17 protein-coding genes are annotated in these 18,357 nt (G+C 71.4%); 11 read left to right on the top strand and 6 right to left on the bottom strand.

Annotated features, from left to right (window positions below; all coding sequences use genetic code 11):
- From QK288_RS04815 to QK288_RS04800, 4 genes are all read right to left on the bottom strand, one after another.
- Nucleotides 1-264, bottom strand: a complete 264-nt coding sequence (locus tag QK288_RS04815; protein WP_281266675.1) for a hypothetical protein — start codon at nucleotides 262-264, stop codon at nucleotides 1-3.
- Nucleotides 261-902 (bottom strand): DUF308 domain-containing protein, encoded by a 642-nt coding sequence (locus QK288_RS04810; protein ID WP_281266674.1) that lies wholly within the window; start codon nucleotides 900-902, stop codon nucleotides 261-263. Before QK288_RS04810 ends, QK288_RS04815 begins: the two co-directional genes overlap by 4 nt.
- 132 nt (nucleotides 903-1,034) lie before the next feature.
- Nucleotides 1,035-2,921: a hypothetical protein gene (locus QK288_RS04805; protein ID WP_281266673.1), complete on the bottom strand. Its 1,887-nt coding sequence runs from the start codon at nucleotides 2,919-2,921 to the stop codon at nucleotides 1,035-1,037.
- A 96-nt stretch (nucleotides 2,922-3,017) separates the two neighbouring features.
- Nucleotides 3,018-4,655, bottom strand: coding sequence for a glycoside hydrolase family 13 protein (locus tag QK288_RS04800; RefSeq protein WP_281266672.1), 1,638 nt, complete (start codon nucleotides 4,653-4,655; stop codon nucleotides 3,018-3,020).
- A 108-nt stretch (nucleotides 4,656-4,763) separates the two neighbouring features.
- Between QK288_RS04800 and QK288_RS04795 the strand changes: the two genes are divergently transcribed.
- The 5 genes from QK288_RS04795 (at nucleotide 4,764) to QK288_RS04775 (ending at nucleotide 8,619) form a co-directional block, all read left to right on the top strand.
- Nucleotides 4,764-5,321, top strand: a complete 558-nt coding sequence (locus QK288_RS04795) for an NADPH-dependent FMN reductase (protein ID WP_281266671.1) — start codon at nucleotides 4,764-4,766, stop codon at nucleotides 5,319-5,321.
- Nucleotides 5,322-5,440: 119 nt separating this feature from the next.
- A complete protein-coding gene (locus QK288_RS04790; protein WP_281266670.1) occupies nucleotides 5,441-5,962 on the top strand; it encodes a MarR family transcriptional regulator in 522 nt (173 codons plus the stop codon).
- A 130-nt stretch (nucleotides 5,963-6,092) separates the two neighbouring features.
- Nucleotides 6,093-6,599 (top strand): DNA starvation/stationary phase protection protein, encoded by a 507-nt coding sequence (locus QK288_RS04785; protein WP_281266669.1) that lies wholly within the window; start codon nucleotides 6,093-6,095, stop codon nucleotides 6,597-6,599.
- A 13-nt stretch (nucleotides 6,600-6,612) separates the two neighbouring features.
- Nucleotides 6,613-7,413 carry an SDR family oxidoreductase gene (locus tag QK288_RS04780; RefSeq protein ID WP_281266668.1) on the top strand — a complete coding sequence of 267 codons (801 nt, stop codon included), beginning with the start codon at nucleotides 6,613-6,615 and terminating at the stop codon, nucleotides 7,411-7,413.
- 12 nt (nucleotides 7,414-7,425) lie between these two features.
- Nucleotides 7,426-8,619, top strand: coding sequence for an FAD-dependent oxidoreductase (locus QK288_RS04775; protein ID WP_281266667.1), 1,194 nt, complete (start codon nucleotides 7,426-7,428; stop codon nucleotides 8,617-8,619).
- A 137-nt stretch (nucleotides 8,620-8,756) separates the two neighbouring features.
- Here QK288_RS04775 and QK288_RS04770 read toward each other — a convergent pair whose 3' ends face one another.
- Nucleotides 8,757-9,839: an alpha/beta fold hydrolase gene (locus tag QK288_RS04770; RefSeq protein ID WP_281266666.1), complete on the bottom strand. Its 1,083-nt coding sequence runs from the start codon at nucleotides 9,837-9,839 to the stop codon at nucleotides 8,757-8,759.
- A 119-nt stretch (nucleotides 9,840-9,958) separates the two neighbouring features.
- On the opposite strand from QK288_RS04770, the gene QK288_RS04765 reads away from it, so the two are divergent.
- Both QK288_RS04765 and QK288_RS04760 read left to right on the top strand, forming a co-directional pair.
- Nucleotides 9,959-11,671 (top strand): alkaline phosphatase family protein, encoded by a 1,713-nt coding sequence (locus QK288_RS04765; protein WP_281266665.1) that lies wholly within the window; start codon nucleotides 9,959-9,961, stop codon nucleotides 11,669-11,671.
- Between the two features lie 54 nt (nucleotides 11,672-11,725).
- Nucleotides 11,726-12,298: a hypothetical protein gene (locus QK288_RS04760; protein WP_281266664.1), complete on the top strand. Its 573-nt coding sequence runs from the start codon at nucleotides 11,726-11,728 to the stop codon at nucleotides 12,296-12,298.
- A gap of 116 nt (nucleotides 12,299-12,414) precedes the next feature.
- On the opposite strand, the gene QK288_RS04755 is transcribed toward QK288_RS04760, so the two are convergent.
- The gene (locus QK288_RS04755) at nucleotides 12,415-13,272 is read right to left on the bottom strand and encodes a DUF1206 domain-containing protein (protein ID WP_281266663.1); all 858 of its coding nucleotides are present in this window, start codon (nucleotides 13,270-13,272) and stop codon (nucleotides 12,415-12,417) included.
- A 102-nt stretch (nucleotides 13,273-13,374) separates the two neighbouring features.
- On the opposite strand from QK288_RS04755, the gene QK288_RS04750 reads away from it, so the two are divergent.
- From QK288_RS04750 to QK288_RS04735, 4 genes are all read left to right on the top strand, one after another.
- Entirely contained in the window at nucleotides 13,375-14,766 is a 1,392-nt protein-coding gene (locus tag QK288_RS04750; protein ID WP_281266662.1) for an ATP-binding protein, read from the top strand.
- A 5-nt stretch (nucleotides 14,767-14,771) separates the two neighbouring features.
- Nucleotides 14,772-15,437: a response regulator transcription factor gene (locus QK288_RS04745; RefSeq protein ID WP_281266661.1), complete on the top strand. Its 666-nt coding sequence runs from the start codon at nucleotides 14,772-14,774 to the stop codon at nucleotides 15,435-15,437.
- Between the two features lie 88 nt (nucleotides 15,438-15,525).
- Nucleotides 15,526-16,389, top strand: a complete 864-nt coding sequence (locus QK288_RS04740) for a hypothetical protein (protein ID WP_281266660.1) — start codon at nucleotides 15,526-15,528, stop codon at nucleotides 16,387-16,389.
- A gap of 142 nt (nucleotides 16,390-16,531) precedes the next feature.
- On the top strand, nucleotides 16,532-18,349 hold the full coding sequence (locus QK288_RS04735) for a glycoside hydrolase family 15 protein (protein WP_281266659.1): 1,818 nt from the start codon (nucleotides 16,532-16,534) through the stop codon (nucleotides 18,347-18,349).
- Nucleotides 18,350-18,357: the final 8 nt, after the last annotated feature.

Here is an 18,357-nt window from a genome sequence, read left to right as displayed (position 1 = left end):
TCAGTGGAAGCCGTCGCCGTCTCCTTCGCCCGGGGTCTTGTGCCCGCCGAGCATGTCGTTGTCGTCCTGGTCGCTCGTCGACGCGAGCTGGAGCATCGCGAGGACCACCACGACCACGATGAACGCGATGCCGAGGAAGATCAGCGCGAGCGTGACCTCCCTCGTCGAGATGAGCACGACGAGCCCGGTGAACACCGCGATGATCGCGGAGATCCCGAGGAGCTCGACCGGGCGCAGGCGGTCACGACGGCTGGGGGTGGTCATGCGTGTGGAGCTCCGTTCGGGGACGCCGCTGGTGCAGTCGTCCCCCACTTGTGCGAGAGGCCGGCGATCACGTGGAAGACCGCCGTGATGGCGAGGTACGCGCCGAGCAGGCCGACGAGGACGATCGACGCGTCGAGGACGCCGCTGACCTGCTCGATGCCGCCGAGCTGCTGCGAGTAGTCCGGCGGGGTCACGAGGAACCCGATCGCCAGCAGCAGGGTCAGCCCGCCGATCGTCATCCAGTCCCTGGCGAAGGGCGAGTTGCGGCGAGCGCGGATGCCCTGGGTGAGCTCGAGCGCGCCGGTCAGGACGGCGAACGCCACGACGATCGTGATGAAGGCCGGCAGCCCGAGGCCGTTGCACGCGATCCCGGCGACGCCCGCGAGGACCGTGACGACGGCTTGGGCGACGGCGGTGCGCCGCGACCGACCGTCCTCGCGGAGTCGTGTGAGGCTGCCGACGCCGAGAACGACTCCCTCGACGACCGCGAAGGCGCCGAACAGCAGCAGGCCGTAGCCGGCCGCGTGGTTGGACGAGAAGGTGATGACGATGGCGACGATCGCAGCGGGGACGGCCCGGAGGATGGGGATCGGCCAGTACCGCGCGCGCTGGTGTGCGTCGGCGACGGAGTCGGACACGAGACCTCTTTCGGGCATGTGGATCGTTCGAACGATCCTACCGCCGACCGGGATGTGCCCCGTCCGTGTGGGCCGCACCCGAGCTGAGGATGCTCCGACCTGCGACGGGCCGGAGCACCCTCGGTTGCTCGATCAGTCGCCCGCGGGGTCCTCGTGGCGGTCGGCACGGAGGCGACGTCGTGCCACCCACCAGCAGCCCGCTCCTGCCGCCACCAGCACGCCCCCGATCGCCGCGACGATCCCGAGGTCGTCGGTGCCGGTGTAGGCCAGCGCACCGCCGCGTGGGTTCGAGGTCCCACCCCGGTCGGCGGCGGGAGCGGTCGAGCGCTCCGGCACGCTCGCGGCGGGAGCGCTCGGCCCCGGCGGCACCGTGGCGTCGCCCGGAGCGTCGGGATCCACCACCTCGATCGCGACACCGGGCGAGGGATCTCCGCCGTCGGGGTCGGTCGGCGAGGCAGCGGTCGCCACGTTCACGACGTCCGAGCCGTCACCGCGGTAGTCCTCGCCGAGCAACGCCCGGAACCGGAAGGCCCGTTCCTCGCCCGGCGCGAGGTCCGTCCCGTCGCCACAGGTCACCCGCTGTCCGGCCGCGGCGCAGGCGTCCGCGGAATCGACGAACACGAGCGCCGCCGGCAGGTCGTCGACGACGGAGACGTCCCTGGCGGTCGCCGGCCCCCGGTTCCGTGCGACGACCTGGTACTCGACGTGGTCACCAGGACGGACCCCAGTCGCGGGTTCGACGGACTTGTCGGTCTCGAGCTGCGCCGACGCGGTCACGACCGCGGTCGCTCGCGAGGTGTTGTCGGTCTCGTCCGCGTCCGCCAGGTGCGGCGCCGGCGCGATCGTCGCGACGCTCACCAGCTCACCCGTGGCACCGGGATCGAGGGTGCCTTCGATCGTGACGGTCGCCGAGGCTCCGCGGTCGAGCGCGAGGTCCACGCCGACGTCGCCGGTCCCGTCGGCCGCGGAGCACGCGCCACCGTCCGATGCCGCACACGCCCACGTCACGTCGTGCAGTGCGTCCGGGACGTCCACCGTCAACGGACTCGGGTCCGATGCGTTCCGACCGACGTTCGACGCGGTGACCGAGTACCGGACGTGTTCCCCGGCGGCCACGCGCGGGAGGTCGTGCTCGACGCGGAGGTCCGCCGGCTGCCGGACGCTGAGCGAGTCGATCTCGTGCACGTTGACGTGGGCACCGGTCGCCCCCGCGAAGCCCAGCCGCAGCGTGGGTGGGAGCGCCGCCTGGCCTGCGCCGTGCAGCGGGACGCCGTCGAGGACCGTCCGCATGCCCCCGCCGGCTTCGAGCTGCACGCTGACAGCGAGCTCGCCGTCGTCGCCCGGCAGCAGCTGCACCCGGACGGTGCGCGTCGTCGGACCGTCGGTCTCGACCCGGCCGGGCGCGACGGCGTTGGCGACGAACCGGTAGCCGTCCGTCCCGTCACCGGAGCCGCGGACCACGACGGCGTCCGGTGTGACCCCCGGACCACTGTCGTTGATCGGCAGCGAGAAGTTGCCGTAGCGGTCGAGCGCGATCGCCGCGAACCCACCCGGGATGCCCGCGGTGTCGCACGGCCCCTGGCCCTGCGTGCTCTCGGGACGGCAGGCGTACCCGAGCGCTGCCCCGGTCCCGCCGATGCCCGGCTCGGCCGCACCGTCGGCGAGGTACACGAGCAGGCCGTCCGCACCGGCGCGCGGGTCGTCCGAGTACATCGCGTACTCGAACTCGATGTCGAGCCCGAGCGTCGAGGGGAACGTGTCGGCGGTCGACCACGAGCCGGCCTGTCCGCGGGAGTCGTCCGTCAGGCGGAGTCGCCCATCGACGATCCGCGCATCGCCGCTCAGGACACCACCCTGGCCGGTGTCGAACGCGTTGTCGTAGGGGAACGTGAGGTCGGCGGCGGATGCCGACGGGGTCTGCAGCGCGGGGATCGCCAGGACCGCGAGGGCGGCCAGCGACACGGCGACGGCGAGCACCCGGCGGGCTGCTCGCGGCGGTGTGTGGATGCGTTCTGTCATGCCCCGATCGTCGCGATCGGGGCGCGACCGAGAGGCGGCGGTACGACGATCCGTGGATCGCAGCCACGAGCCTCCCGGGTGTGGAGGAGCCGCTGCCTACGAGAGCCAGACCGTCGTCTCGCCCGGCAGCACGCCGTCGCTCAGCGGTCCCGATGCCACCTCCACGTGCCCGGCCGGGAGCGGCACCGGGTCGGTGCCGAAGTTCGTGACCGAGTGCCACCCGTCGTGCCGCGCGAACGCGACGACCCCGGCTGGCGCCTCCAGCCACGTGAGCGACTCACCTGACTGCAGTCGGCGCCGGGCAGCGAGCGCCGCCCGGTAGAGCGACAGCGTCGAGGTCGGGTCGCCGTCCTCCGCCGAGACCGAGCACGCGCCGAAGTCCGCCGGCTGGGGCAGGAAGGGTGCGACGTCGCCGAACCCGAACGACGGCCCCGACTCGGTCCACGGGATCGGCACGCGGCAGCCGTCCCGGCCCTTGACGGTGTGCCCCGACCGGACCCACTTCGGGTCCTGCAGCAGGTCGCGGGGGATCCCCGCGGCCTCGTGCAGCCCGAGCTCCTCGCCCTGGTAGACGTACGACGATCCCGGGAGCGCGAACTGCAGCAACGACGCCGCCCGGGCACGTCGGAGCCCCCGGTCACGGTCAGGAGTGGGCGAGACCCCGTCGGTCATCAGCCAGGCGTCCGTGTCGGTGCCGGCAGGGAGTGCGTACCGCGTCGCGTGCCGCACCACGTCGTGGTTCGACAGCACCCACGTGCTCGACGCCCCCGACTGCTCGGACATGGCGAGGTTCCGCTCGATGACCTGCCGGAACGCCGACGCGTCGAACGGCGACTCGAGCAGGTCGAAGTTGAACGCCTGCCCGAGCTCCGTCGGCCGGGCGTACAGGACCCGTCGAGGTGCAGGGGCCCAGGCCTCGGCGACGGCCGCGCGCGGTGGGTCGTACTCGTCGAGGACGTGCCGCCAGGCGGCGAAGATCTCGTGCACCTCGTCGCGGTCGTACAGCGGGTCGGACCCGTCGAGCGGCAGGTCGTGCTCGTTCGAGGGGCGGTACGGCGTCGACAGGTCCTTCGCGAGCCCGTGCGCGACGTCCACGCGGAACCCGTCGACCCCGCGGTCGGACCAGAAGCGGAGCGTGTCCTCGAAGTCCGCACGCACCGCCGGGTTCGACCAGTCGAGGTCGGGCTGCTCCGGGGCGAACAGGTGCAGGTACCACTGGCCGTCGGGCACGCGGGTCCACGCACTGCCGCCGAAGTTCGACACCCAGTCGCTCGGCGGGAGCTCCCCGGCGTCACCGGTGCCGTCCCGGAACACGTACCGCGCCCGTTCGGGTGACCCCGGCGCGGCGGCGAGCGCGGCCTCGAACCACGCGTGTCCGGACGACGTGTGGTTCGGAACCACGTCCACGATCACCCGGATGTCGTGCGCGTGTGCCGCACGGACCAGGGCGTCGAAGTCGTCGAGCGTGCCGAGCCGCGGATCGACGTCGCGGTAGTCGGCGACGTCGTACCCGCCGTCGGCGAGCGGGGACGGGAAGAACGGCGACAGCCAGATCGCGTCGACACCGAGTCCCGCCAGGTACGGCACCCGGCTCGTGATGCCGGCGACGTCCCCGAGGCCGTCGGCGTCCGAGTCGGCGAAGCTCCGTGGGTAGACCTGGTAGACGACGGCGTCGCGCCACCAGTCCGCGTCGGGGGTCGCAGGGGTGCTGGCGGGCGTCCTGGGGTCGGTCACCCCGCCACCGTACCGACGACGCACAGTTCGGGAATAGCGCCGCGTGCGAACGTATTGGTTGTCTCTGACACCTTTCCGTCCCAGAACTACGAGCTCAGAAGGATCCCCATGACGAACGTCGTCGTCCTCGTCGGCAGCCTCCGCGCCGACTCCATCAACCGCAAGCTCGCCGAAGCAGCGATCCACCACGCACCGGAGGGCATCGCCCCCTCCGTCTACGAGGGCATCGTCGACCTGCCGTTCTACAACGAGGACATCGACGGGGACACCCCGCCCGCTTCCGCCGTCGCCTTCCGCAAGGCCCTCGCCGACGCCGATGGCGTGCTGCTCGTGACGCCCGAGTACAACGGCACCCTCCCCGCGGTGCTGAAGAACGCGATCGACTGGGCATCGCGTCCGTTCGGCGCCTCCCCCATCTCCGGCAAGCCCGTCGCGGTCATCGGTTCCGCCTTCGGCCAGTACGGCGGCGTCTGGGCGCACGACGACGCCCGCAAGGCCGCCGGCATCGCCGGTGCCAAGGTCCTCGAGGACGTCAAGGTCGCCATCCCGCAGTCGGTCGTCCGCTTCGCGGAGACCCACCCGCGCGAGGACGACGAGGTCACCCAGCTCGTGCAGGGCGCGCTGACCGCGCTCGCCGAGGCGACCGCGGAGCCCGCCGCCGCGTAGGGACCGTACCCCCAGGACGGACGGGAGGCTCGTGGCGGATCCGCCACGGGCCTCCCGTCCGTTCCGGGGTACGGAAGCCGCTAGACCGTCTAGCAACGAGACGGGTTACCCTGATCCCCATGTCCACGCAGGAGATCACGGAAGCATCCGGATACTGGTTCCCGGATGACGACGCGACCCAACGCGGCGTCGCGGTCCTCAACGCCCTGCGTCGCTACCGGGCCGCCGAGACCGCGATGCGACGGCGCACCCGCGACTCGATGGGCATGGGCGAGACGGACCTGCTCGCCGTCCGCTACCTCCTGCAGGCGCAGCGGTCCGGCCGCAAGGTCAGTCCGAAGGACCTCGCCGCCTACCTGAAGATCTCCTCGGCGTCGACGACGATCCTCATCGACCGCCTGGTGCGGAGCAACCACGTCCGGCGCGAGCCGCACCCCACCGATCGACGCGCGCTCGTGATCACCCCCACGACCGAGACCGACGACGAGGTCCGCGCGACGCTCGGTGTGATGCACCGTCGGATGATGTCCATCGCCGAGGGCCTGCCGCCAGCCGACGCCCGTGTCGTGGCGGTGTTCCTCGAGCAGATGCGCGACGCCGTCGACCAGATCGACCCAGCTGCGACGACTCCTGGGCACTGACCGGGGCGTCCGGCCTGTCCGCTGAGCGCGGCGGGGGGACACGACCCTCCCCGTGCACTGTGAAACGACTCCGACGCACCGCGTAGACCGGAACGGTCACCAACCGCGAACACTGCTGAAGGAGCCGATCATGCACGCATCGGAAAAGATGGCCGCCAACCTGCAGGCCGTCCTCGTCGACCTCATCGACCTGCACGTCCAGGGCAAGCAGGCCCACTGGAACATCCTCGGCACGAACTTCCGCGACCTGCACCTGCAGCTCGACGAGATCGTCGACGCCGCACGCGAGTTCGCCGACGACACCGCGGAGCGCATGCGTGCGCTCTACGCCGTGCCGGACGGCCGCTCGAGCACCGTCGCGGCGACGAGCCACCTCGACCAGTTCCCCGAGGGCGAGATCACCACGCACGACGCGATCGACCAGGTCACGCTGCGCCTCTACCAGGCCACCGGGACCATGCGCGACGTGCACGACGAGGTGGACGACGAGGACCCGACGACCGCGGACCTGCTGCACGGCTTCATCGAGCGCCTCGAACAGCTCGCATGGATGGTCAGTGCCGAGAACCGCGCGCCGAGCACCCCGCTCGCGAGCGCGACGACGCCCGCGGTCGCCGACGCCTCGGCCCACGCGTAGCGCGGACCACCACGTGGACCTCGGGATCCAGGGCAAGACCGCGCTCGTCTTCGGCGCGGACTCCGGCATCGGCTGGAACACCGCGCGCATCCTCCTCGCCGAGGGTGCGACGGTGGTCGTCAGCGACCTCGACCAGTCGCAGCTGGACAACTCGGCCGATCAGCTCGAAGCGCCGTACGGCAGGCTCCACGCGTTCGCCGCTGACGTGACCAGCGCGTCGAGCCTCGCGCACCTGCACACCAGGGTCCGCGAGGCCGTCGGCGAGATCGACATCCTCGTGCAGTCCTCCGGCGTCACCGGTGCCCAGGGGCTCTTCCACGAGATCGACGAGGACGGCTGGACGTCGACGCTCGACGTCGACCTGATGGGGCCGGTGCGGATCACCCGCGAGTTCATCGGCGACCTGCGGAACGGCGGGTGGGGTCGCATCGTGTACCTCGTGTCCGAGGACGCGTCGCAGCCGTACGACGACGAACTGCCGTACTGCGCCGCCAAGGCCGGGGTGCTCTCGTTCGCGAAGGGGCTCTCGCGCAGCTACGCGAAAGAGGGTCTGCTCGTGAACACGGTCTCCCCTGCCTTCATCCACACGCCGATGACCGACGCGATGATGAAACGGCGCGCGGAACAGCTCGGAACCACCGTCGACGAGGCGATCACGAGCTTCCTCGACGAGGAGCGTCCGTACATGGAGCTGCAGCGCCGCGGGGAGCCGGAAGAGGTCGCCAACGTGATCGCGTTCCTGTGCTCCGACCTCGCGAGCTTCGTCAACGGCGCCAACTACCGGGTCGACTCCGGCTCGGTCGCCACCATCTAGGAGGACGCACACATGACCGACTACCGCTACCTCATCGTCGGCGGCGGGATGGTCGCCGACTCGGCGGCACGGGGCATCCGGGAGATCGATGCCGACGGCTCGATCGGCATCATCAGCGAGGACGTCGACCGCCCGTACGCCCGGCCGGCCCTGTCGAAGAAGCTCTGGACCGACCCGGACTTCAGCTGGGACGACAAGGTCGACCTGCACACGGAGGAGACGGGCGCGGAGTTCGTGCTCGGGACCGTGGTGACGTCGATCGACCGCGACGGCAAGACCGTGACGACCGCCGACGGCGGCACGTTCGGCTACCAGCAGCTGCTCATCGCCACCGGTGGACACCCCCGCGGGCTTCCCGGACTCGAGCCGTCCGACCGTGTCCTCGACTACCGCAGTGCCGCCGACTACCGGAAGCTCCGCGGGTTCGCCGATGCGGGAGCCCACGTGGTCGTCGTCGGCGGCGGCTACATCGGCACCGAGATCGCGTCGGGCGTCGTGCAGAACGGCGCCCGCGTCACGCTCGTCGACCCGGACGAGGTCGTCGGCGGGAACATGTTCCCCGACGGGCTCGCCGCCGCGTTCCAGCAGCGGTTCCTGGACCACGGCGTGGAGCTCCGGCTCGGCCGACGTGTCGCATCCGGCGCCGAACACGACGACGGCGTGACGCTCACCCTCGACGACGGCTCGGTCGTCGAGGCGGACGCGGTCGTCGCCGGTCTCGGCATCGAGCCCGCGACCGAGCTCGCCGCAGCAGCCGGTCTCACCGTGAACGACGGCATCGTGGTGTCCTCGACGCTCGTCACGGACGACCCGGCGGTGTTCGCCGCCGGTGACGTCGCCGAGTACCCGGACCGGATCCTCGGCACCCGCCGCGTCGAGCACGTCGACAACGCGCAGCAGCAGGGACGACAGGCGGGGCGGAACCTCGCCGACGCCGACGAGACCTACGACCACACGCCGATGTTCTACTCGGACGTCTTCGACGTCGGGTACGAGGCGGTCGGCCAGGTCACGACGTCCCTCCGGACCGTCGAGGACTGGCAGGAACCGAACACCACCGGCGTCGTCTACTACCTCGACGACGACGAGCTCGTCCGCGGCGTCCTGCTCTGGAACGTGTGGGACAAGACCGACGAGGCCCGGAAGGTCCTCGCCGAGGCGCACGCGCTCACGCCCGACATGCTGCCGGGCCGCATCACGCCCTGATCGCGGCCGGTTTGGGCCCACGCGAGCCGGTTCCGGCGCACCGCGGAGCTTGCGGAGCGGTGTGACGGCCGAGCTCGTGGGGAGAGGCCCGGTGCCGGTCCGTCGGACCGGCACCGGGCCTCCAGTGCGTCGCGTCGCTAGCCGGCCTTGCGCTGGCTGCGGTCGTCCAGTTCCGGGGCGGCCGCGTCGACGACCGCTGCGCGGTCCTCCGGCGCCACCGGGGCGTCTCCCTCGTCCGCCATCGCGACGGCGTGGGCCGACTTGCCGGCCTCGAGGACCTCGTCGTCGCCCTTCGCCATCCCGAACAGCTCCAGGAACCGCGCCTTCAGGACGAGCCAGGCGTCCCCCGGGCTGAGCCGAGCGAGGTCCGACGCGGTCGAGTCGTCCCGCACGCGCTGCAACGACGACACCCCGCGATCGGGCAGGTCTCCGCGGACGTGCGCCACGGCGAGCGCCGCGACGGCGTCGGCCTGCGCGTGCATCACCGAGTGCGCGCCGTCGACGACCTCGCGGAGGACGGCGTACGGGAACACCCTGGCCAGCCGGCGGATCCAGTCGCGGGGCACGAGGGCGTCGTGCTCGCCGCGGACGATGAGCGTGCGCGCCCGCACCTGCGGGGCGCGGTCCTCGATCCGGAACGCGACCATCTTCGGCAGCACCTTCCGGAACCAGTGCCAGCCGCAGAGCGCGTACGCGGTGACGGCGTGCCAGCGGACCGCCGCCGGCTCGTGCACGGCTGACCGCACGAAGCGGACCGCTGATTCGCTGATGGTCCTGGCATTCGAGTCCATCACCGGGCTGATGAGGACCAGGTCGCTGATCTGCGGGCGGCGCGCGGCGACCTCGGTGACGATCTGCGTGCCCATCGAGTGGCCGACGAGGACCGGGTCCTCGAGCCCGAGTTCGTCGAGGACGCGCTCGACGGCGTCGGCGTACCGCTCGATCGACACCGCGCCGCGGAACTTCGGGACGCCGGCGAACCCGGGCAGGTCGAGGGCGTGCACGGGTCCGAACTCGTTGAGGTTCGGGGCGAGCCGTTCGTAGTAGGTCGACGCGATGCCGAGGCCGGCGACGAGCACGAAGGGGCGGACCCCGGTGTCGCCGATGGAGCTGACCCGGACGTTCGTGCCGTCGACCTCGATCCGGTCGACCTTGACCACGACGTCGGCGTTCTCCGCGTGCTCCAGCTGGTCGGCGTGGCGCGGGGTCTCGTCGTTCACTGGTCTCTCCTCGTGGGTCGGGCAGTCGCCCAGGCTACCCCGGCAGTTCCCCGTTCGCGGGACATCGGCGTGTGAGGATCCTCGTTGCTCCCGAGGGCGCGGTGCGGCACACTGCCGTCATGTCGCCAGACGAGCAGCACTCACGCCGGGCGTTCCTCCGCCGCGCCGGGATCGGTGCCGCCGGTGCCGCCGTCGGTGCGGGTGCGGTCGGCGCGGCGGCGGCGTACGACCGGCACGTCCAGGACGAGCGGTACGGGTTCACCCCGCTGCCGGAACGTCGTGAACCCGGCTTCGACCACGTCGTCGTCCTGATGTTCGAGAACCGCAGCTTCGACCACGTGCTCGGCCGGCTGTACACCGACGACGAGCTCGGCGACGGGCAGTCGTTCGAGGGGCTGCAGTCCGGGACGTACGCGAACACGGCCCCGGACGGCACCGTCGTCCCCGCGCACGTCTACGAGGGGTCGACCGACGACGTCATGTCGCAGCCGGACCCCGACCCCGGCGAGTTCTACCCGCACGTCAACACGCAGTGGTTCGGTGTGGTCGATCCGGCGTCCAACGAGCGACCCGAGCAGCACGGGTACGCGGCGCCGTACAACGCACCGTCGGACACGAGTGCCCCGCCGATGTCGGGTTTCGTCCACGACTACGTCGTCAACTACCGCATCGAACGGGGGCGGGAGCCCACGGTCGCCGAGTACTCGCGCGTGATGGGCGGCTTCTCGCCCGAGATGCTGCCGGTGTTCTCGACGCTCGCGAAGTCGTTCGCGGTGTACGACCACTGGCACTGCGCGGTCCCGTCCCAGACGTTCTGCAACCGGTCGTTCTTCCACGCCAGCACGTCGCACGGGTTCGTCACGAACACCCGGGACGGCGGTCCGCAGAAGTGGCTCGACGCCCCGGACGTGCCGACGATCTTCAACCGGCTCGAGGACGCGGGGAAGTCCTGGCGCGTGTACTTCGACGCCGAGCAGGTCGTCTCCCTGACGGGGTTCCTGCACGCGCCGTCGATCGAGCGGTACTGGAAGACGAACTTCCGCAGCATGGAGCAGTTCCACGCGGACGCGGCGAACGGCGACCTGCCCGACTACGCGTTCGTCGAGCCTCGGATGGTGTTCGACCACAACGACATGCACCCGCCGCAGAACCGGCCGAAGGTCGTCGAGGTCCCGGGCGAGGAGCCGTTCGACAGCGCGATGTCCGACGTCCGGGCCGCGGAGGCCCTGCTCGCCGAGGTCTACGGTGCGGTTCGCGGCGGCCGGTCGACGCGGGGCTCGAACGCGGTCAACACCGCACTCGTCGTGACGTTCGACGAGCACGGCGGGATCTACGACCACGTCCCGCCGCCGGGGGCCGTCCCGCCTTCGGGGAAGCCGGACCCCGGTGAGATGGGGTTCACCTTCGACCGGCTCGGTGGCCGCGTGCCGACGTTCGTCGTGTCCGCGTACACGGAGCCCGGAACGATCGTGAACGACCCGATGCACCACGCCGCGATCGTGCACACGCTGACGCAACAGCACGGGCTCGAGCCGGTCACGCACCGGGACGCGGATACCCACGGCATCCAGAACGTCCTGAACCGGAAGGTCCCCCGGCAGCCGCAGCTCTGGCCGGACGTCGCGAAGCCGTACGTCCCGCGGAACCCGGAGCGTTCGCGGACGGGGCCGGGCGACCGGGAGCGCCGACGGCCGTTGACGGCGCCGGGCAAGGGGCTGCTCGGGCTGCTGCTGGCGAAGTACGAGCCGGACGCGCCGGAGCCGCAGACGTTCGGCGACGCCTACGACGTGCTCACGAAGCACGGCATGGGCTTGTTCGGCGACCGCGACTGACCGCGAAATACACGCAGTTCTCGCTCGGACCGGTCGCTGTGCGAGCGTGGCCCGATGATCTGCCCGTTGCACGCCTGGGGCGACGAGAGCATCCGGTCCCACGGCCTCGATGCGCCCGCGTACCTGCTCGGCGCCTCGATCGTCGACACCGATGACGTCGAGACCACCCGGCGCATCCTCCGGTCGCTGCGCCCGACCCGAGGGAAGCTGCACTGGCACGATCTCAACGATCGCGATCGACGAGACGTCTCCGAGACCATCGGCGCGCTCGAGGCGTTGCACCTCGTGGTCGTCGCCACGCCCGCCGACCTGCGGCGCGAAGAGCGCGCACGAGCGGTGTGTCTCGAGCGGCTGGTCTGGGAACTCGCGCGACAAGACGTGCGTCACCTGACGCTCGAGGCACGCCCTCGGCCGTTGATGGCCCGGGACATCAGGACCGTCCGCGGGCTGAAAGGGCGCATGGTCGCCCCGTCCACGTTCCGCGTCGAGCACGGAGACCCCGGGCTCGATCCGATGCTGTGGCTACCCGACCAGGTCCTCGGCGCAGCGGGCGCCGCCCTCTCCGGCGACGGGCGTTTCGTCGCTGCCCTGGGCTCCGCGCTCGACTCCGTGCACGTGCGGCCCTGATACTCAGGACAGCGCACTCCGCACTCCGCACAGCGCAAGAGCCGGGACCTGGTATACCCCAGATGCACCGGCTCCGACTTCTCCTCTCCCAGCAGGGAGCGAGCGTCCCCAATATATCAGAGCTTCGCGTACTTCGCGCGGAAGAAGCTGTAGACGCCGAACGCCAGGAACCCGATCCCGATCGCGATCAGGACGAACACCCCGCCGGGCATCCGGTGCAGGGCGTCGAAGGCCCCGTCGAGCCCTGTTGCCTGGTCGGGGTCGCTCCGGAAGGCGGCGACGGCGACGAGCACGCCGACGATGACGACCGCGACGCCCTTCGCGACGTAACCGACCACGGCGACGACGGTCAGTGGCCGCTCGACGGACTTCGGCGGGGTGACGAGCTGCTTCCGGTACGAGCGGCGGATGCCGATGACGACGAGGCCGATCCCGATCGCGATGGCGATCGCGGCGACGAGCAGCAGCAGGAACACCCCACCCGGTGTCGCCAACGCCTGCGCGGCGGCGCTCTTCGTCGACCCGGACGAGCTCTTGCCGGCACCGAGCGCGTACGACCCGGCCGAGTACCCGATGACGCCGTAGACGACGGCCTTGCCGATGTTCTTCGCCCGGTTCAGCCAGGCCCGGGTGGTGTCCGTGCGGCCGCCGATGACCGCTTCGAGCACGAGGCGCAGACACAGGGCCGCGGTGCCGACCGCGACGATCCAGAGCAGCACGACGCCCCCGGGGACCGCGGCGAGCTGCGCCAGTGCTCCCGACTGGTCGGTCTCGCCGGACTGCGACCCCTGCGAGCCGCTCCCGGCCGCGGCGTCGCCGATCCCGAGCAGGATCGCCAGGTACCCGATGAGCAGGTGCACGACACCGCTCCCGACGAACCCGCCGCGCGCCAGCAGCTCGAACCAGCGGCTGTCGGCGGCGCGTCTCGCCTGTCGTCCGGTCTCACGGGCAGCGTGCTCGGCGGTGTCGCTCATGCCAACGACACTGCCCGTCGGCGCTGGACGTGTCCGGCAGACGAGCGGACACGTCGCCGCGTCGTCGTCGGCGTACGACATGCGACGACTAGCGTGGCGGGCGTGCAGAGACGACGGGTGTCGAGCAACGCGGCGCCGACCGCCGACGGCACGGTCGTGGTCGTCCGCGCCGATCCACGCCGCCGGCCGCGTCGCGCTGATGTCCCGTGGCGACGTGTCCTGACCGGCGTCGTCGTCGCCGCGGTGGTCGGCGGGCTGCTCGTCGCGACGGCCGGGACCCTGGTCTCGCAGCGGATCGCCGAGTGGCTCGCGGTGCGGAACGCGACCACGGACACCGCGACGCTCGCTCGCGCGGTCATCGAACCGGCACTGGACGACGCGATCGCCGACGAGACGGCGGATGCCGCCGAACGGACGGCCGCGCGGGACCGGATGGCCACCGCGGTGGACCACGCGCTCCCCGGTGACACGGCGGTGCGGGTGAAGGTCTGGGACCGGGACGGCACGATCCTCTGGTCGGACGAGCCGCGCTTGGTCGGCGAGCGCTTCACGCTGTCGGGCGACGACCTCGACGCGCTGCTCACCGACGAGTCGGACGCCGAGGTGTCCGACCTCGACGAGCCCGAGAACCGGTACGAACGCGGCGATGGACCGTTGCTGGAGGCCTACCAGGCGGTGCACACCCCGTCGGGCCGTCCGCTGCTGTTCGAGGTCTACTACCGCTACGACGACGTCCTGGCGAGCGCCAGTCGTCTGCGCTCCGCCTTCGCGGGGCTGGCGTTCGGGACGGTCGGAGTCGTCCTGGTGCTCCTCGTGCCGGTGCTGCTCTGGCTGCTCGTCCGGATCCGGGACGGCCAGCGCGAACGGGAGCGGTTGCTCGTCCGTGCCCTCGACGCCCAGGCCGAGGAACGCCGGCGGCTCGCCGCGGAACTGCACGACGGCGCCGTGCAGGACGTCGCCGGTCTGGCCATGTCCCTCGGAGCGGCCGGGGACCCGGCTCTCCGCGAGGCCGCCGGCACCCTGCGAGGCGCCGTCTCCTCGCTGCGCTCGTCGCTCTCCGCGATCCGACCGGCAGCGCCGGAGCAGGACGGCCTCGGCAGGGCGCTCGACGATGCCTGCGCCCGAGCCAGGAGCGCCGGGCTCCAGACCGTCCTCCGGGTTCCGGACCCGGTCACGGCGAGCCCGGCCGCGCTGCACACCGTCGTGCGATTCGTGCGCGAAGCCGTCGCGAACACGGTCGTGCACGCCCGGGCGACGACGGTCAGGGTGACGATCACGACGACCCCCGTCGAGTTGGTCGTCGCGGTCTCGGACGACGGCGTCGGGTTCGAGGCGGACGGCATCCTCGCGCAGCAGCGGGACGGCCACCTCGGCACGACGATCCTGCGGCAGCACGCGATCGACGTCGGCGGATCGCTGACCCTCCGGACCGCCCCGGGTGCGGGCACGACATGGGAGCTCCGCGTGCCGACGGACACCGAGGCGATCGCATGAGGGTCATGGTCGTCGACGACCACGCGCTCGTCCGCAGTGGTCTCCGCGCAGTGCTCGGCACGACGGACGACTGCACGGTCGTCGGCGAGGCCGGAACGGGCGAGGAGGCGCTCGACGTCGCCGCCGAGGTCGCGCCGGACGTCGTCGTGATGGACCTGTCGATGCCGGGCATCGGCGGGGTCGCCGCGACCGCGGAACTCCGCGCGCGGTTCCCGGGGCTCCGGGTGCTCGTGCTGACGACCTTCGCCGACGACGATCGCGTCCGCGCTGCGCTGTCGGCGGGTGCGACGGGGTACCTGCTGAAGGACGCGACCCCCGACGACGTCGTGCGAGCGGTCCGTGCGGCAGGGCGCGACGAGGTGCCGATCGATCCGCGGGTGGCCCGCTCGCTCCTCCCGCGCATGCGCGACGTCGACACGAGCGACGTCGGCCGCAGCGACGGGAACACCAGCACGAGCGACCCGCGCACGAGCGCCTCGGGCCCCGACATCCCGCCACGGGAACGCGACGTCCTCGTCCTCGTCGCCCGTGGCATGTCGAACAAGCAGATCGGGACGGCCCTCGGCATCGCGGAACGCACCGTCAAGGCCCACCTCGGCAACGTGTTCCGACGGATCGGCGTCACCGACCGGACGAGCGCCGCGCTCTGGGCCCGCGACCACGGGTACTAGCCCGAAGGTCCGATGGCGCCGCGGAGAGGCGCACCGGAGGATCGACAGCGCGGGCGACGGTCGCCCGCACGGCCCCCTGGAGGTCCCCATGTCCACCGCACCCACCCGTCGTGTCGCCGGCATCGCCGCCGCCGTCGCAGCGGTCACGATCGCGGCCGTCGCCCTGGTGGGCGTCGCGCCCGCCAGCGCGTCCGGCAAGACGTCGACCGGCGGCGACTACGCCGTCACGATCAACGGCACCACCACGAACCCGGCGAGCGGCAAGGACTTCAAGGCGAAGGACCTCGCGGTCTCCGGCACGATCAAGGTCCGCGGGATCCACAACGGGTTCGACATCCGCGTCGCCGACCTCGGCGTGTACGACTACACGCTCACCGGCGCCCCGGACACGCAGCGCATGGTGACGAAGCCGACCGTGGTGTTCGCCTCGAAGATCCCCTCGCTGACCGCGGCGCAGCTGTCCGGCACGAAGCTGTCCCAGCTCGAGGTGCGCGACGACACCCTGACCGCGATCTTCGCCACGGGTGCCGGGAAGTTCAAGATCCAGGCGAAGGACGGCGCACAGGGCGGCATCTTCCAGATGGAGACCGAGTTCGCCGGCCCCGTCACCTTCACGCACACGCTCGGCGCCGGCCTGTTCTACTTCACGAACCCGTACACCGGCAAGATCAACTTCGGTGACGGCACCCCGGCCGTCACCTCGGGCTCGGGCTCGCACCAGATGCTCCTCGGCAAGGACTCGCCGCAGGTCGCGACGAAGACCTCGCAGACCGCGACGACGACCACGTGGACGGTCCAGCCCGGTGGTCGCCTCGGTGGCGTCCTGGGCGAGGACGCGGTCGAACTGAGCGCCGGTGCGACGAACTGCACCAGCCAGTGCCAGGCACAGAACCAGATCCGCGGATCGCTGCCGGGTCCGCCGGACCCGGTGGACCCGACCCCGCTCGGCTGAGCGGACACGTCCGGTCTCGACCTGGCGACGGACGGGAGGCTCGGTGTCAGCTGGCACCGAGCCTCCCGTCGTCCTGGCCGCTGCGCGCAGCCGGGGTACGGCCGGAGCGGCTCGCCTCAGGCACCGCGGGCAGCATGGGTGCATGTCGCAACGCACCCGAGACACCCCCGACGTCGACCGGACCGCGGAGCGGACCGACGGGTACGCCCCGCTCCGGTCCTACGCGGCGATCGGGGACGGCCGCACCGTGGCGCTCATCGCCCGGGACGGCCGGATCGACTGGCTCCCGATCCCGTCGATGGACTCGCCGCCCGTGTTCGCGAGCATCCTCGACGCCGAGGACGGCGGACACCTCGCGCTGCGCCCGGTCGACCTCGACGCGCACGTGGAGCGGGAGTACCTCCCGGGGACGAACGTCCTCGTCACGACGTGGACGACCGACACCGGTCGCTGCACCGTGACCGACGCGATGGTCACCGGTGTCGCTGGACGCCTGCCGTGGGCCGAGATCGGGCGCTGCGTGCAGGGCGTCGAGGGGACGGTGGAGCTCGAGTGGGCCGTGGTCCCCGGCACGCTGCTCAACACCGCGGAACCGAAGCGGCTGGACACCGTCAACGGCTCGGTGATCGGCGTCGACGGTGTGACGATCGCGATCGTCGAGAAGGGCTTCGACCCGGTGCACGAGGACGGCCCGCGCTTCTCCGGCCGGTTCAGCACGGCCGAGGGCTCGAAGCACATCCTGACGATCGTCGGCACGCTCGACGAACCGATCTTCCTGCCGGAACCCGAGCTGACCATGCAGGGCATCGACCGGACCATCGAGAACTGGGCGACCTGGTCGAGGGAGTTCAACTACGACGGTCCGTGGGCGGACGCCGTGCAGCGGAGTGCCCTCGCGCTGAAGCTCCTGATCTTCTCCCCGACCGGAGCGATCGCCGCTGCGCCGACGACGAGCCTCCCCGAGGACCGGACCGGCGGGAAGAACTGGGACTACCGGTTCGCCTGGGTCCGCGACCTGTCGTACACCGTGCACGCGCTGGACCGGTTCGGGCTGCGGGAGGAGACCCACGCCGCGGTGTCGTGGGTGATGCGCACGATCGCGAAGCACGACGACGGCATGCCGATCTTCTACACGCTCGAGGGCGAGGTCAGCGACGAGGTCGAAGAGCGCGACGTCCCGGGGTGGAACGGCATCGGACCGGTGACCGAGGGCAACCGGGCCTCTGGACAGATGCAGCTCGGCGTCTGGGGCGACGTCTTCGAGATCATGCGGCAGTACGTCCGGCAGGGCAACGTCCTCGACCGCAAGACCGCTGCGGTGCTCGAGGGACTCGCCGACGACGCGTGCAAGCAGTGGGAGAAGCCGGACGCGGGCATGTGGGAGCTCGAGGACACCCAGCACTACACGACGAGCAAGATCGGGTGCTGGCAGGCGCTCGACGCTGCCATCGAACTGCACGAGAAGGGGCAGATCGACGGGTCCCGCGACATGTGGGAGAAGAACCGCGGGCTCATCGCGGACTGGGTCGCCGAGCACGGGTGGAACGAGGAACTCGGCCACTACGTGATGCACCCGGACACCGATGCCCTCGACGCCTCGATCCTCATCCACGCGATGTCGGGGTTCGACCGCGGTCCCCGGATGGCCGCGACGATCGACGCGATCCAGGCGCAGCTGCAGCACGGACCGCTCGTGTACCGGTACTCCGGGCTGGAGGACGAGGAGTCCCCGTTCGTCGCGTGCTCGTTCTGGCTCGCCGCGGCGCTCGCGTGCACCGGCCGGGTCGACGACGCGACCGCGCTCATGGACGAGATGGTCGACCAGGCGAACGACGTCGGGCTGTTCAGCGAGATGCTCAGCGCGGTGGACGGCGACTTCATGGGCAACCTGCCGCAGGGCCTGTCCCACCTCGCGCTCATCCAGGCGGCCTTGACGATCGAGGAGTTGTCAGGCGCATGATGGTCTGA

The organism is Curtobacterium sp. 9128, from assembly GCF_900086645.1.
GTDB lineage: Bacteria > Actinomycetota > Actinomycetes > Actinomycetales > Microbacteriaceae > Curtobacterium.
This window is presented reverse-complemented; position numbering and strand designations above follow the sequence as displayed.

Coding starts and splice junctions, on each gene's coding strand:
- QK288_RS04815 (WP_281266675.1), bottom strand. CDS start 264: ATGACCACCCCCAGCCGTCGTGACCGCCTGCGCCCGGTCGAGCTCCTC.
- QK288_RS04805 (WP_281266673.1), bottom strand. CDS start 2,921: ATGACAGAACGCATCCACACACCGCCGCGAGCAGCCCGCCGGGTGCTC.
- QK288_RS04795 (WP_281266671.1), top strand. CDS start 4,764: ATGACGAACGTCGTCGTCCTCGTCGGCAGCCTCCGCGCCGACTCCATC.
- QK288_RS04790 (WP_281266670.1), top strand. CDS start 5,441: ATGTCCACGCAGGAGATCACGGAAGCATCCGGATACTGGTTCCCGGAT.
- QK288_RS04785 (WP_281266669.1), top strand. CDS start 6,093: ATGCACGCATCGGAAAAGATGGCCGCCAACCTGCAGGCCGTCCTCGTC.
- QK288_RS04775 (WP_281266667.1), top strand. CDS start 7,426: ATGACCGACTACCGCTACCTCATCGTCGGCGGCGGGATGGTCGCCGAC.
- QK288_RS04765 (WP_281266665.1), top strand. CDS start 9,959: ATGTCGCCAGACGAGCAGCACTCACGCCGGGCGTTCCTCCGCCGCGCC.
- QK288_RS04760 (WP_281266664.1), top strand. CDS start 11,726: ATGATCTGCCCGTTGCACGCCTGGGGCGACGAGAGCATCCGGTCCCAC.
- QK288_RS04755 (WP_281266663.1), bottom strand. CDS start 13,272: ATGAGCGACACCGCCGAGCACGCTGCCCGTGAGACCGGACGACAGGCG.
- QK288_RS04745 (WP_281266661.1), top strand. CDS start 14,772: ATGGTCGTCGACGACCACGCGCTCGTCCGCAGTGGTCTCCGCGCAGTG.
- QK288_RS04740 (WP_281266660.1), top strand. CDS start 15,526: ATGTCCACCGCACCCACCCGTCGTGTCGCCGGCATCGCCGCCGCCGTC.
- QK288_RS04735 (WP_281266659.1), top strand. CDS start 16,532: ATGTCGCAACGCACCCGAGACACCCCCGACGTCGACCGGACCGCGGAG.